General features: G+C 72.3%; 12 protein-coding genes and 1 pseudogene. 8 read left to right on the forward strand and 5 right to left on the reverse strand.

Annotation, left to right across the window (positions count from 1 at the left end; all coding sequences use genetic code 11):
* The 7 genes from Hbl1158_RS14955 to Hbl1158_RS14985 all read left to right on the forward strand — a co-directional run bounded on the left by Hbl1158_RS14955 (window position 1) and on the right by Hbl1158_RS14985 (window position 7,986).
* A complete protein-coding gene (locus Hbl1158_RS14955) occupies window positions 1-975 on the forward strand; it encodes a HEAT repeat domain-containing protein (protein WP_234299676.1) in 975 nt (324 codons plus the stop codon).
* 4 nt (window positions 976-979) lie between these two features.
* Window positions 980-1,681: a hypothetical protein gene (locus Hbl1158_RS14960; protein WP_234299677.1), complete on the forward strand. Its 702-nt coding sequence runs from the start codon at window positions 980-982 to the stop codon at window positions 1,679-1,681.
* On the forward strand, window positions 1,681-3,240 hold the full coding sequence (locus Hbl1158_RS14965) for a P-loop NTPase (RefSeq protein WP_234299678.1): 1,560 nt from the start codon (window positions 1,681-1,683) through the stop codon (window positions 3,238-3,240). Before Hbl1158_RS14960 ends, Hbl1158_RS14965 begins: the two co-directional genes overlap by 1 nt.
* Window positions 3,237-3,740 carry a molybdopterin-dependent oxidoreductase gene (locus Hbl1158_RS14970; RefSeq protein ID WP_234299679.1) on the forward strand — a complete coding sequence of 168 codons (504 nt, stop codon included), beginning with the start codon at window positions 3,237-3,239 and terminating at the stop codon, window positions 3,738-3,740. The genes Hbl1158_RS14965 and Hbl1158_RS14970 overlap by 4 nt, the downstream gene beginning before the upstream one ends.
* Window positions 3,741-3,883: 143 nt before the next feature.
* Complete coding sequence (locus Hbl1158_RS14975; protein ID WP_234299680.1) at window positions 3,884-6,181, forward strand: cbb3-type cytochrome c oxidase subunit I; 2,298 nt, start codon at window positions 3,884-3,886, stop codon at window positions 6,179-6,181.
* A 122-nt stretch (window positions 6,182-6,303) separates the two neighbouring features.
* Window positions 6,304-7,395, forward strand: a complete 1,092-nt coding sequence (nirK, locus tag Hbl1158_RS14980; protein WP_234299681.1) for a copper-containing nitrite reductase — start codon at window positions 6,304-6,306, stop codon at window positions 7,393-7,395.
* A 252-nt stretch (window positions 7,396-7,647) separates the two neighbouring features.
* A complete protein-coding gene (locus tag Hbl1158_RS14985) occupies window positions 7,648-7,986 on the forward strand; it encodes a CGCGG family rSAM-modified RiPP protein (protein ID WP_234299682.1) in 339 nt (112 codons plus the stop codon).
* A gap of 127 nt (window positions 7,987-8,113) precedes the next feature.
* On the opposite strand, the gene Hbl1158_RS14990 is transcribed toward Hbl1158_RS14985, so the two are convergent.
* From Hbl1158_RS14990 to Hbl1158_RS15010, 5 genes and pseudogenes are all read right to left on the reverse strand, one after another.
* Complete coding sequence (locus Hbl1158_RS14990; protein WP_234299683.1) at window positions 8,114-9,511, reverse strand: hypothetical protein; 1,398 nt, start codon at window positions 9,509-9,511, stop codon at window positions 8,114-8,116.
* Window positions 9,508-10,206 (reverse strand): hypothetical protein, encoded by a 699-nt coding sequence (locus tag Hbl1158_RS14995; protein ID WP_234299684.1) that lies wholly within the window; start codon window positions 10,204-10,206, stop codon window positions 9,508-9,510. Before Hbl1158_RS14995 ends, Hbl1158_RS14990 begins: the two co-directional genes overlap by 4 nt.
* A gap of 149 nt (window positions 10,207-10,355) precedes the next feature.
* Window positions 10,356-10,646 (reverse strand): DUF2249 domain-containing protein, encoded by a 291-nt coding sequence (locus Hbl1158_RS15000; RefSeq protein WP_234299784.1) that lies wholly within the window; start codon window positions 10,644-10,646, stop codon window positions 10,356-10,358.
* Between the two features lie 68 nt (window positions 10,647-10,714).
* Window positions 10,715-11,404 carry a helix-turn-helix domain-containing protein gene (locus Hbl1158_RS15005; protein WP_234299685.1) on the reverse strand — a complete coding sequence of 230 codons (690 nt, stop codon included), beginning with the start codon at window positions 11,402-11,404 and terminating at the stop codon, window positions 10,715-10,717.
* A 225-nt stretch (window positions 11,405-11,629) separates the two neighbouring features.
* Window positions 11,630-12,190: pseudogene (locus Hbl1158_RS15010) on the reverse strand (halocyanin domain-containing protein); the annotation flags it as partial.
* A 319-nt stretch (window positions 12,191-12,509) separates the two neighbouring features.
* On the opposite strand from Hbl1158_RS15010, the gene Hbl1158_RS15015 reads away from it, so the two are divergent.
* Window positions 12,510-13,397, forward strand: a complete 888-nt coding sequence (locus tag Hbl1158_RS15015) for a hypothetical protein (RefSeq protein ID WP_234299686.1) — start codon at window positions 12,510-12,512, stop codon at window positions 13,395-13,397.
* Window positions 13,398-13,408 lie beyond the last annotated feature (11 nt).

Below are 13,408 nucleotides of genomic sequence, written 5' to 3' on the forward strand. Positions count from 1 at the left end.
ATGACCGACGACGACTACGCGAACTGGAGCGCGCGGGGCCGAGCCCCCGCCGACGACGAACGGGAGCTCCGGACGGCGCTTCGCGCCCCCGCGCCGTCGACGCGGCGCGACGCGGCGCTGGGGCTCGTCGACCTGGCCGCCGACGCCGACGAGACCGGGTCTGGCCTCGCCGACCGAACCCTGTCGCGGCTCGCCGACCGCGTCCGACGCGACGGCGACCCCGAGGTACGGCAGTTCGCCGTCGAGGCGCTCGGGGTCGCGAGCGCGGACGCCGACGCGGTCGAGCCGGCGCTGTCGGACGCGAACGAGTGGGTCCGTGCGGAGGCCGTGGTCGCGCTCGCGCGGACGGGGCCATCGGACGCACGCGAGCGCCTCGACGCCGCGCTCGCCGACGACTCGGGGTTCGTCCGGCGCAACGCCGTCATCGCGCTGGCGAAGACGGGCGCGGCCGACGCGGAGACGCTTCGAGAGCGTCTGAAGGAGGACCCGCACGCCGGCGTGCGCGAGTACGCCGCGAAGTTCCTGGCGACGTTCACCGGGGAGACCGAGGAGACCGTGACGGTGCTTGCGGCCGTGCTGGCGCGGGACCCGGAGGCGTTCGTCCGCGCCGGTGCCGCGACCGCGCTCGGCAAACTTGGCACCGACCGCGCCGAGGAGGCGCTGGAGTCGCAGGGCCTGTCCGATCGCTCCGAGGACGTGGTCCGCGCGGCCCGCCGCGCGCTCGCGACCGCCCGCGGAACGGACCCGGAGGACGTGGAGCTCCCGCCGACCGCCCCCGGCGGCGGTCCCGACCGTCCCGAGGAGACGCCCGGCGGCCGCCCCGACGGGGTCGGCGCGCCCGGCGGACCGCCGTCGAAGTCAGCCCACTCCGGGCCCGGACCCGGACCTGGGCCCGGGGGAGGGCTCGGGTCCCGCGACCGGAACGGATCGGGCCCGGGCGGATCGCCGTCCGACCGAGACGGACCCCGGAGGTGAACCCATGACCGACTACGAACTCGACGCGACCGACACGGCAGAGGCAACGGATTCGACCGACGCGGCGGACGCGACCGATCCGACCGACGCGGCGGGATCGGGTGCCGCGAGAGACCCCGATGCCGCGCGCGACGCGGAGGCTCCGGCCGGAGGGGCCGGTCCGGACGGCTCCCCCTCCGAGCGACTAGGGGTGCCAGTTCCCGACGAGCACGTCGGCGCGTTCCTCGCCGAGGCGTTCGAGGACCCCGAGCGCGACGCCGCCTGGGCGGACGTGGTCGACTCGTTCGTCCCCGAGAGCGCCCGCGACGAGTGGCGCGATCTGTCGATGGTCGACCGGCTCAGAGAGGTCCTCGCGGCCGCCGACGGCTACGACGCCCGCGTCGTCGAGTTGCTCGACGGGATCCCCCTGGACCGCGAGGAGGCGACCGCCGAGATGGAGCGGACGTTTCACGAGGCGATGCGCCTGCGACGCAACGCCGACACCTTCCGGTCGGGGATCGCCGACGCCCACGCCGAGGGACGGGTCGCCGACGAGGCGCTCGTCGACGCCGTCGAGGGGTACGGCTTCGACACGGACACCATCGCCGAGCGGGAGGACCTCGTCGAGGCGGTCGCCGAGCGCTACGGCTTCGGCTTCCGACCGTACGGCGGCACCCTGATGGACACCGACGACCCCGCAGACCGGGAGACCGGGGAGGTGTGGTGATGGGGGCCCGCAGGGACTCCGAGGCCGACGGCGACGGCGTCCTCGTCGACCGCGTGGCCGAGGCGCTCGCGGACGCCACCCTCCCGGAGGTGGCGGTCGACGACCCGTTCACCGCGGGCCTCGTCACGGACGTTCGCGCCGACGCCGGCGCGGTCACGCTCGTCGTCTCCCCGGCGGTCGCCGGCGACCGTGCCGACGGGGCCGTCGATCCGGAGACCGCGGACGCCGTCGTCGACCGCCTCCGGGGGGCGGCCTTCGAGGTCGCGAGCGTCGAGTCGGTGGACGTGGAACGCGACGGCGACGGCACAACCGTCGAGGAGGAACCGGGGCACGGCGACGAACACGTCCGTCCCGACCCGGCCGCCGAGCGGACTCTCGACGGCGTCGACCACGTCGTCGCGGTGGCCAGCGCCAAGGGCGGCGTCGGAAAGACCACGGTCTCCGTCGCGCTCGCGCGCGGCCTCGCGGCGGCCGGCCTCGACGTGGGGCTGTTCGACGCCGACGTGTACGGACCGAACGTCCCCGAACTGCTCGACGTGGAGGGCCCGGTTCGCGCGACCGACGACGGCGCTGCCGCGCCGGTCGAGCGCGCCGGCGTCGAGATGATGAGCGTCGGCCTGCTCGCCGACGGCGGTCCGGTCGCCTGGCGCGGGTCGATGGCCCACGAGGCGCTCTCGGAACTGCTGTTCGACACGGTGTGGGGCCACACCCTCGCGACAGACGAGTGTGAGGCCACCCCGACCGCCGACGGCGACCGCGCCGGCGACACCCTCGACGTGCTCGTGCTCGACGTGCCTCCCGGAACCGGGGACGTGCCCCTCACGATCACTCAGTCGGTCCCGGTCGACGCCGCCGTGCTGGTGTCGACGCCGGCGGCGACGGCGCTGTCGGACACCGCCCGGTTCCGGGAATTACTCGACGAGAACGGCGTCCCGACGTTGGGCGTCGTCCGCAACATGGACGGCTTCACGTGCCCGACCTGCGGCGACACCCACGACCTCTTCGACGCCGGGGTCGACGCGGGCGACCGCCTCGACTGCTCCGTCCTCGCGAGCCTCCCGTTCGACGCCGACCTCCGGTCGAGCCTGGCGGTCGCCGCCGGTGATGACGCGGGTGACGACGCCGCCGACACGGGCGACGGCGCGGGTGAGTCGAACCCTGACGCCGACCTCCCGGCGGCCGCCCGCGAGGTGGCACGGGTCGTCCGCGACCGCCTCGCAATCGACGCCGACCCGGCGATCCGGGCCTCGGCCGTCGACGTTCGCGGGATGCCCGAGCGCCCGCGCCGCGAGCACGTCAGGGCGGAGGCCGCAGACGCCGATCCGGGCGCGACGCTGTCGGTCGTCGCCGACGCGCCGCCGGATCCGCTACTGGACGCTGTCGCGGCCGGCTTCGGGTGCTCAACCGCCGCGCTCGACCCGCGGGTGCGTCGCCACGGCGACGGCCGGTGGTCGCTGACCGTCGAGCGCCCGGTCGCATCCGCCGACCGCGACGGCGACGCCGCCGGCGAGCAGGAGGCGGACGCCGATCGAGACCCGCAGGGGGTGGCCGGCTCGTGAGCGCTCCCGGTGCGGCCGACGACGGGCTCGCCGAGCCGGTCGCCGATAGCTCCCGGAACGGGTCTGAGCGGCCGGGCGTCTCGGTGACGGTCCGCGCCGGCGACAACTCCGCCGCGGTCGACCTCGACCGTCTCCGCGGGATGGAACGCGAGCGGATCGAACGCGAGTACCTGTGCGCCAGCGGCGAGCGCTGGATCGGGGTCTGGCGAGGCGTCCCCGTCTCTCGCGTGCTGGATGCGGCGGCCGTCGACCTCGACGCCGACGCCACGCACCTCCGGGTCGCCGCTGCCGGCGACTACGCCGTCTGCGTCCCGGTCACGACGGCGCTCGACGCTCACCTCGCCGTCGAGCGCGACGGCGACTCCATACCCCCCGACCGCGGACCGCGGTTCCTCGCGCCCGTCGACGCCGGGAAGACCGTAAAGGCCGTCAGGAACGTTACTCTCCTCGAACTGGACGCCGGCGACGACCCCCAGAAGTACGAGGAACTGAACTACTGAGGTCGACGCCGATCGGACCCGGTCGGAGTCCGCCCTCGCGACGCGACGGGCCGTCACAACTCGGCCGAACATGTTCCCGTCGGTCTTCGTTCGCGCGTAACGCCAGACGCACTCAAACCCCTCACGTGAGTATCCCCGCCCGCATGCGAGTGACGAGACGCACGCTGGCCAAGGCGCTCGTCGTGGCGTTCGTCGTGAACCTCGTCGTGATGGGTGCCGGCGCGGCGCTCGCGTACGAGGAGGCCCCGCCGATCCCGGAGCGGATCGTCGGGCCCGACGGCGAGACGCTCGCGACGGGCGACGACGTGCAGGCCGGCAAGGCGGCGTTCCAGCGGGACGGGCTCATGAACCACGGTTCGATCCTCGGCAACGGGGCGTACTTCGGCCCCGATTACACCGCCGACGCGCTCGACCGCAAGACCGAGGCGATGCGGGAGTACTACGCCGAGGAGCGCTACGGCGACGCGTACGACGACCTCCCCGAGGAGGAGCGCGCCGCCGTCGACGCGCGCGTGAAGTCGGACCTCGAGGACGGCTCGCCCGGGGACGGGGTCATCGAGTACTCGGCCGCCGAGGCCTACGCCCACGAGCAGGTCCGACAGGAGTACGTCGAGCGCTACCACGAGGGCTCCGACGCCCGCGGCGTCCCGGTCGACATGATCGACTCGGAGGAGGACGCCCGGCGCTTCGCCGACTTCGCGATGTGGACCGCGTGGTTCTCCCACACCGATCGGCCGGGAGCCGACCACAGCTTCACCAACGACTGGCCGCCCGCGCCCGCCGCGGGCAACACCCCGGGTGCCCCGGCGATGACCTGGAGCGTGATCGCGATGGTGCTGCTCGTCGCCGGCGCGGGGCTGGGCGTGTGGCTGTACACGTCGATCGACCTCCCCGAGCCCTCCTCGGAGGGGGTCGAAGTGCCGCATCCGGACGACATCGACCTGCTGCCGAGCCAGTCGGCCGCGCTGTGGTTCGTCCCCGTCGCGGCGCTGTTGTTCCTCGCGCAGACGCTGCTCGGGGGGCTGCTCGCGCACTACTACGTCGAGCGACACGCGTTCTTCGGGCTGGAGACGATTCCTGCGCTCGGGGTCGACGTGCTCCAACTCCTGCCGTTCGCCATGGCGAAGACGTGGCACATCGACATGGGGATCCTCTGGATCGCCACCCTGTGGCTCGGGGCGGGGCTGTTCCTCCCGCCGCTTTTGACGGGGTACGAACCGGACAACCAAGCCCGGTACGTGAAGGGACTGCTCGTCGCGCTCGTCGTCGTCGCCGTCGGCGGGCTCTCGGGCATCTGGCTCGGTGCCCACGGCTACTTCGACGCCGGCGGCGACCTCTGGTGGATCCTCGGCAACGAGGGGCTCGAGTACCTCGAAGTCGGGAAGCTCTGGCAGGCGGGCCTGCTCGTCGGCTTCGTCGCGTGGGCCGCCCTCGCGGCGCGCGGACTCAAGCCCCTGCTCGACCGCGAGACGCCGTACGGCCTCGCGCACATGATCCTCTACGCCGGCGGCTCCATCGCGCTGCTGTTCACCGCGGGGTTCATGTTCACCCCGGAGACGAACATCGCGGTGACGGAGTTCTGGCGCTGGTGGGTCGTCCACATGTGGGTCGAGGGGGCCTTCGAGTTCTTCATCGTCGCCGTCGTCGCGATGACGCTGGTGTCGATGAACCTCCTGCGGCGGCGCTCGGCCGAGAAGGCGGTGCTGCTCGAGGCGCTGCTCGTGATGGGGACCGGCGTCATCGGCGTCAGCCACCACTACTGGTGGATCGGCATGCCCGACGTCTGGGTGCCCATCGGCAGCGTCTTCTCGACGCTTGAGCTGATCCCGCTCGTCTTCATCCTCTTCGAGGCGATCAACGAGTACCGCGCGCTCGCGAACAGCGGCGAGGCGTTCCCGTACACGCTGCCGTTCATGTTCATCGTCGCCTCCGGCGTCTGGAACTTCGTCGGTGCGGGCGTGCTCGGGTTCTTCATCAACCTCCCGCTGATCAACTACTACGAGCACGGCACCTACCTCACGGTCGGCCACGCCCACGCCGCCATGTTCGGGGCCTTCGGCTTCCTCGCCATCGGCATGGCGACCTACGTCCTCCGATTCACCGTCTCGAACTGGACGGGGCGTCGCCTCCGGTGGGCGTTCTGGCTGTGGAACGTCGGCCTCGCACTAATGGTGTTCGTCAGCGTCCTCCCGGTCGGGTTCATCCAACTGGAGGTGTCGTTCACGCAGGGGTACGACGCCGCCCGTTCGCTGGCGTTCTACAACCGGCCGCTGATCCAGTCGCTGTTCTGGGCGCGGCTCCCGGGTGACACGCTCATCATCCTCGGGACGGCGCTGTTCGCCTACGACGTGGCCGCGAAGCTCCGCTCGCGCCGGGTCGTCGACGACCCCGACGCGGTGCCCACGACCGACGGGATCCGGGCGTTCCTGGACGACGACTGACTCTCCCCCCTCGCATTTTTACGTCGCTCTCGAACCCGTTCGGGCCGGTCCCTCGCGGACGGAAACCACGAACCCGGTTGATGGGGGTTCCGTCCCTACGCACAACTGCGAGGTGACCACCTATGCCCACGACGACCCGACGCACGACGCTGAAGGCGCTGGGGACCGGTGCCGGCGGGGCCGCGCTGGCCGGCTGTTCGGCGAATCCCCCCACCGACGCCGAGACCGAGACCGCACGCGTGACGAACGAGACGACCGCGAACAAGCCGACCACCCAGCGAGTCGCCGCCGACCCGACCGACGTGCCCGACCCGATCGACCGGGACACATCGGAGACGGTCGAGGTCGATCTGACGGCGCGTGAGGTGCGCGCGGAGATCGAAGACGGCGTCGTGTTCGACTACATGACGTTCGACGGGCAGGTCCCGGGACCGATGGTCCGCGTCCGTCGCGGCGACACCGTCCGCGTGACGCTGACGAACGCCGAGGAGAACGCGATGCCGCACAACGTCGACTTCCACGCGTGCTACGGCCCCGGCGGCGGCGCGGAGGACACCACCGTCGCACCCGGCGAGTCGGCCACGATCCAGTTCCGCGCGGAGTACCCCGGCGCGTTCATCTACCACTGCGCTGTCCCGAACATGGACTACCACATCGCCTCGGGCATGTTCGGGATGATCCTCGTCGAGCCCGAGGGCGGACTCCCCGAGGTCGACCGGGAGTTCTACGTCGGGCAACACGAGATCTACACCGACAAGCCCGCCGGCGAACAGGGCCGCCACAGCTTCGACATGGAGGCGATGCAGGCCGAGGAGCCCACCTACGTCGTCCTCAACGGCCAGAAGTACGGGCTGACGCCCGACCGCTTCGGCGCGATGGCGGCCGAGACGGGCGAGACCGCACGGGTGTACATGGTCGTCGGCGGCCCCAACGTCAACAGCAACTTCCACCCGATCGGCAACGTCTGGACCGACGCCTACCGCGACGGCGCGCTCGCGAGCGACCCAGAGCGCTTCGTCCAGACGATGAACGTCCCGCCGGGAAGCTGCATGGTCGGAACGATGGACTTCCCCGTGCCCGAGGACATCAAGCTGGTCGACCACGCGCTCTCGCGGGTCGCGCGCAAGGGCATGCTCGGCGTCGTCTCGGTCGACGGTGAGGCGAACCCCGACGTGTTCGACCCCGACCCCGGCGGCGACGGCGGCGGGAACTGAGACGAGAGGCGTCCCACCGCGTCTACTGGGTCTCACCGCGCCCACCGGGTCTCACATCGCCGGCCCGGGGTCGTCGCCGGACCGACCCCGCGGGTCGGCCGCGTTCAGCGTACGCCTCGTCCTTTTGCCCCGGCTCGCCACTCTCATATCTCCCGACCCGGGCCCTCGACCCCCCCGAACTGACCGCGGGCCGCGACCTCGCGAACACGTTCGGGACAACGACGACCGGGATCGACGACGTATCGCGACGCGATGGCGAGCACACCCGACGCCGACACCGATGACTCGAGGCCGAACGACGAGACCGGGACGACCGCCGCCGGCGACGAGGAACTCCGCGACACCTCGTGGTCGGCGAAACTGGAGGGACCGCGACACGCCGACGACCGCGACCTCGTGGTCGCCGAGGCGCTCGCAGCCGTCGAACACACCGCCGACGGCGTCCGCGTGAACCTCGTCACCCACGGGGAACACGGCCACCCCGAGACGTACCTCTACCCCGAACTCGACGACCGCTTCGGCGACGCCGTCGACTGGGAGTTCGTCGACCGCTGCGGCTGCGGCGGCTACGTCACCCGAGTCGACGCCTGATACCCCGGTTCCAGTTCTCGCGACCTCGTTCGTCGCATCGTCGCTCAGCGAGTCTCGTTCGTTCCACCGCGCTGGTACCGGGGTAGACGCCGACGCCTCTCCGCCTGCACCCAGAAGGAACCTCCCGTCAGCCGCCGGCCGCGCCGTCGTCGCCAGCGCCGTCGTCGCCAGCGCCGGCGCGACCGCCGCGGGCGAGGACCGGCCACGGCGCGTGCTCGCGCACCACCCACACGAGGTTGTAGGCGACGCCGACGGCGGCGACGCCGCCGGCGACGCCGCCGATGACGCCCAGCGGGCCGGGGAGGCCCGCGCCGGCGGAGACGAGCGCGAGGACGGCGACCGCGAGCGCGACGCCGTCGACTCGCTCGACCCGGGCGTCGTACAGCTCCGCCACGTCGGGCACCGGCTCCAGGCCGAGGCGGTCCGCGTACCGGTCCAGCCACACGAGGAACGGTCCGATGTGGTACAGCGACCCCACGACGAGGAAGACGACCGCCGCCCACAGCAGCGGCTCCGCGGTCGCGCCGCCGAGCGCGCCCGCCCGGGACAGCGGGTCGCCGATCCACCGGACGCCGGCGGCGACGCCCCACGCCGGGAGCGCGAGCGCGACGCCCCAGTAGCGTCGCGTCGTCGCCGACGACTCCCCGCCGGTCCGCAGTCGGTGGGCGACCACGCCGCCCGCGGCGACCGCACAGACCGCGACGGCGACGCCGCCGCCGACGAGCGCGAGGGCACCGGCGAGTGCGATGCCGCCGCCGACCCCGACGCCGGTCGGGTCGCCGAGAAGGCGACCGCCCGCGAGGAGCGCCACCCCGGTCGGATGGAGGACTGAAACGGCGCGTGCGACGCGGTCGACCCGCGGCGCATCGGGCGCGCCCGTGAGCATCGACGAGAGCTGGAACACGCCTCCGTAGCCCACGGAGAGGACGCCCCCCAGCGCCATCAGCGTCGCGTGCGCGGTCGCGGCCGCCACGGGGTTGAGACCGACGAGCGCGGCCGGCCGGCCCGCTCGCGCGGCTCCGACGGCGAGCCCGAGCAGGCTTCCGGCCGCGAGGAAGCCGACGCCGGCGAGCAGGAGGCGCTCGGTCGCGTCCCAGGGTCGCACCGGCGCGAGCGTGCGCCCCGTCGCGGCCGCGAGCGCCCACACCCCGACCGCGAGCGCGACGCCGCCGGCGACCGTCGCCCACGTCGCGTCGCCGAGGAGTCCGGCGGCGACCCCGACGCTTCCCAGCGCGACCAGCGGCGCGGCCGCCCCCGCCGCGCGCCCCCACAGAAGCGGCGTGTCCGACCACACCGCGACGAACTTCGGCAGGGCGGCCGCGATGGCCGTGCAGGCGACGCCCGCGAACAGCAGGTGGTTCGCGGCCGGCCCGGCGAGCGCGCCGGCGACGCCGACGCGGTCGGCGAGGACGACGCCCGCCCAGACCGGCAGGATCGCGGCTGCCAGCACCGCACGCCGGACGGTCGCCGCCGTCGACGGCCCCCGCTCGCCGCCGGCGGCGGCCGGGCCGCCGGGAAGGCTCACGGATCGCTCACCCCGTCGCGGGCGGGCACCCGTCCGGTCTCGTCGTCCCCAGCGCCCCCGTCGGCTTCGTCGGTATCGCCGGCACCGTTATCGCCGTCGCCGCGGTCGTCGCGGTCGTCGCTGGCGTCCCACGGCAGCGCGCCGGACTCCCGCAGCGCCGCCCCGGCGTCCGCGAGCCGGTCGTTCACCGACTCGGCGGCGTGGTACGTCGGCGAGACGCGGACCGCGACGTGGTCGAACTCGTGGGCCGCCGGGTCGCCGTTCCAGGCGCGAAGCGCCGCCGTCGCGAGCGCACCGCCCTGCGGACAGAAGCCGGTGGTGGGCGTGAATTCGACGCGCAGGTCGGCACCGTCGCGGGCGTATCGGAACCCGGCGTCTGGGTGGTTGCGGTCGCGATCGAGCTTCGTCAACACGTAGCCGAACGTCGCGTCGCGGACGCCGCGCTCCTCGAACAGTTCGCGGGCGGTGTCGCGGACCGCGACGTGGTCGTCCCCCGTCAGGACGGTCGTCCCGTCGTCGGCGAGGAACGGTCCCGGATCCGGAAGCGACTCGGAGACGAACGCGTCGACCGGATCGAACCGATCGTCGCCGTCGCCGCTATTAGCGCCGCCGTCGAGGCCGCCGGCCACATCGTCAGCGCCGCCGTCGTCGACACCGTCGTTGCGCTCGTCGTCGCCGATCGGGAGGTCGAACATACCCGTGCTACGCACCGATCCCTCCTGTGGCTCCTCCCGAAGATGTTCCCCGGGGTGACGGATCGCCGGGTTCGAGGCAGCGACCACTGAGCACGCCGCTGCGCCGATCGTGCCGTGCGAACAGAAACTCGAGGTGGAATCGGAACGCGCTACTCGCGTCGGATCGCCGTCAGCGCCTCGCCGTCGCGCTCGAGCGTCTCGTACCGGTACCCGCGTTCGTCCAGGCGGTCGAACAGGTGGACCGGAACGCGGTCGTTCCGCTGGAGGAGGACGGTTTCGGCCGGCAGCGACTCCAGCGTCTCGAGCGTCCGGGTGAGCGGCTTCGGGGCGGGCGCGTCGCGCACGTCGATCCCCTCCGCCGGGGCGTCCGCGGGCGCGTCGAGCGATTCTCGAAGGTCGGGGTCGAGGGCGTCCGTGCCCTCGACGGCGGTCGGGTCCACGCCCCAGGGGCCGCCCGGTCGATCGTCCGCGTGGTCCTCCGTCGGGTCGCTCGTCCGGTCGAAGTCGGTCATGGGTCGGGGGTGTCGGTCGGCGTCGCGAGCGGGGAGCGGTCGGTATCGAGGTCGAGACCGTCCTCGGCGAACCGCTTGATCACCGTCCCTTCGGCGCGGTGAAGCCGCTCGCTGGCGGTCGATTTGGCGATTCCTTGCCGGTCGGCCAACTCGGTCAGCGTCGTCTCGCGGGGGGTGTCGTAGTACCCGGTTCGGATGGCCGCCGCGAGCAACTCACGCTGGCCCTCCGTGAGGAGGTCCTCGGCGTCGATGGCGTCGTGGACGTACTCGACGGTGTAGCCGAAGCCCATCGTCTCCAGCGCGCTCGCCAGCGCCGAGAGCCGGTCGCGTGACCCGGCGACCGTGAGCGTGGCCGTCCCGTCGGTCACGACGACTGGGTGCTCGACGGGGAGTCGCGAATCCCGAAGGGGAACGAGCAGTCGCGGGTCGCTCGTCTCGACGCGCAACACCGCCTCGCGGACGTCCTCGGCGGCCCGCTGGAGTTCGACCTCGTCGACGGTCTCGGCCGACTCGATGTCGCGGACGACCGCCGGGGCGTCGTCGGCCTGGAGGCTCACGAGCGCGACCCCGCCGGCGTCGGTCGGCAGCACCGACAGCACCGACAGCGTCGCCTCGGGATGCGCCCGCGTGACGTGACCGACCCACACGTCGTCCGGCAGGTCGACCTGGAGTCGCGCGCGGGCCATCGGCGATCACCTCGCCTCGCGCTCGTCCTCGTCACGCGGTTCGGTCCCGCCGTCGGCGCGATAGCCTCCCTCCGGACTCTCCGATCCGGGGCTCTCGCCGAACAGGAGGACGAACAGGCCGAACACCAGCGGCGACAGCGCAGCGCCGACGCCGCCGCCGAACAGCAGCCATGCGGGCGCGTCGCCCACGCCGCCGCCGCCCGATCCCGCTCCGCCGCCGGCCGCGCCGGCGGACTCGGTGCCGTCGGCGGTCTCCTCGGCCGGGGTCGACGTGTCGCCGCCGCTCTCGGTCGACGAGTCGCTCGACTCGCCGCCGCCGACCTCCACGTCGCCCACGACGACCGCGCCCTTCATGCCCATCGCCTTGTGGGGGGTGCAGGCGTACCGGACGATCCCCGACTCCTCGAAGGCGTGGCTGAAGGTGTGCCCCTCGTCGCCGACGAGTTCCGACTCGAACGAGCCGTCCTCGGCGACGACGTTGTGGCTGGACCCCTTCCCGGTCCACTCCCAGGTGACGGTCGTCCCCGGGTCGACGCGTACGGCGGCCGGTCCGAAGCCGTAGTTGCCGCCGTTGGCCGCCGTGCCGACCTCGACGGTCACCTCGCTCGCGCCGGTCTCGTCGACGACGCCGTCGTAGTTGTCGGCGTTCGAGAACCACGAGTCCAGCCCCTCCTGTGCGCTCGCGGGGGCGACCGCGGACGCCCCCACGCCGGCGGCGACGCCGCCGGCTACCGCCGTTCGCAACGCTGTGCGACGCGTGACCGAAGTGGTTCGGGTTTCTGGCATACATGTTCGCGTTGCCACGGCACGGAAAAGTGGGATGTAGCTGGTTCCCAATCGCTGGGAACCACAGCGTCGCGACCCCTCCGGCCGCTTCGGGCCCTCCGACCCGTGGGATCCCTTCCTGAGCAACCCCTCCGGCCGTCCGTATATCACCCTCGACCGCTCGCGTCGTTTCGCCTCCGGCGTCGCTGTCGGCGATAGGGGCTCTTAAACCGACGGAGGAACCAGTTACGAGCATGCACGGCATCGCTCCCGAGCGACGGGACCGACGAACCAGGGGAGAGGGAACGGCTGAAAGCGACGGCGGATCCGGCGGGAACGCATGAATCCGCGCCGCGTGGACTCGCTCGTCGACCTGGCGTACGGGCTGCTCATCGCGTCCGCCGTGGGTGCGATCCTCGTCATCAACACCGCCGTCGGCGTCGCCTTCGGCCTCGGCGTCATCGCCTCGTTCGTCATCCACATCGTCTGGAAGATGGCGCGGTTCGACCCCGACTGGATGACCACCGAGGTCAAGGAGACCGTCGAGGAAACCGTGAGCGAACAGGTAGAGAAGTCGGTCGAGGAATCCGTCGGGGAACAGGTGGAGAAATCCGTTGAGGAGACAGTAGGGGAGCAGGTGGAGAAGTCCGTGGAGGAATCCGTCGGGGAACAGGTGGAGAAGTCGGTCGAGGAATCCGTCGGGGAGCAGGTGGAGAAGTCGGTCGAGGAGTCGGTTGGAGAGCAGGTGGAGAAGTCGGTCGAGGAGTCGGTTGGAGAGCAGGTGGAGAAGTCGGTCGAGGAGTCGGTTGGAGAGCAGGTAGAGAAGTCGGTCGAGGAGTCGGTGAGCGAGCAGGTGGAAAAGTCGGTGGAGGAGTCGGTGAGTGAACAGGTAGAGAAGTCCGTGGAGGAGTCGGTGAGCGAGCAGGTGGAGAAGTCGGTGGAGGAGACGGTGAGCGAGCAGGTGGAGAAGTCGGTGGAGGAGACAGTAAGCGACCGGGTGGAGAAATCGGTGGAAGAGGCCGTCGAACGAACGGTCGGCGAGCAACTCGCGGGCGACGAGGCGGCGAACGCCGCCGACGCCGCTTCCAACGGCCCCCGCTCCGAGACCGACTCGGACGGGACGGACGAGGCGGCTGAGGCGGACGAGGCGACTGAGGCGGATGAGACGACTGAGGCGGACGAGGCTGACACCGACGATGAGGAATCGGATGCGGCCAACGAGTCGTAGCGATCGACGGA

This window comes from Halobaculum sp. CBA1158, from assembly GCF_021431925.1.
In the GTDB taxonomy this organism is placed as follows: Archaea; Halobacteriota; Halobacteria; order Halobacteriales; family Haloferacaceae; genus Halobaculum.

Excerpts from the sequence above, each read along its gene's own strand:
- Hbl1158_RS14965 (WP_234299678.1), top strand. The coding sequence starts at position 1,681 with ATGGGGGCCCGCAGGGACTCCGAGGCCGACGGCGACGGCGTCCTCGTC.
- nirK (WP_234299681.1), top strand. The coding sequence starts at position 6,304 with ATGCCCACGACGACCCGACGCACGACGCTGAAGGCGCTGGGGACCGGT.
- Hbl1158_RS15005 (WP_234299685.1), bottom strand. The coding sequence starts at position 11,404 with ATGGCCCGCGCGCGACTCCAGGTCGACCTGCCGGACGACGTGTGGGTC.
- Hbl1158_RS14955 (WP_234299676.1), top strand. The coding sequence starts at position 1 with ATGACCGACGACGACTACGCGAACTGGAGCGCGCGGGGCCGAGCCCCC.
- Hbl1158_RS14975 (WP_234299680.1), top strand. The coding sequence starts at position 3,884 with ATGCGAGTGACGAGACGCACGCTGGCCAAGGCGCTCGTCGTGGCGTTC.
- Hbl1158_RS14985 (WP_234299682.1), top strand. The coding sequence starts at position 7,648 with ATGGCGAGCACACCCGACGCCGACACCGATGACTCGAGGCCGAACGAC.
- Hbl1158_RS15015 (WP_234299686.1), top strand. The coding sequence starts at position 12,510 with ATGAATCCGCGCCGCGTGGACTCGCTCGTCGACCTGGCGTACGGGCTG.
- Hbl1158_RS14995 (WP_234299684.1), bottom strand. The coding sequence starts at position 10,206 with ATGTTCGACCTCCCGATCGGCGACGACGAGCGCAACGACGGTGTCGAC.
- Hbl1158_RS14960 (WP_234299677.1), top strand. The coding sequence starts at position 980 with ATGACCGACTACGAACTCGACGCGACCGACACGGCAGAGGCAACGGAT.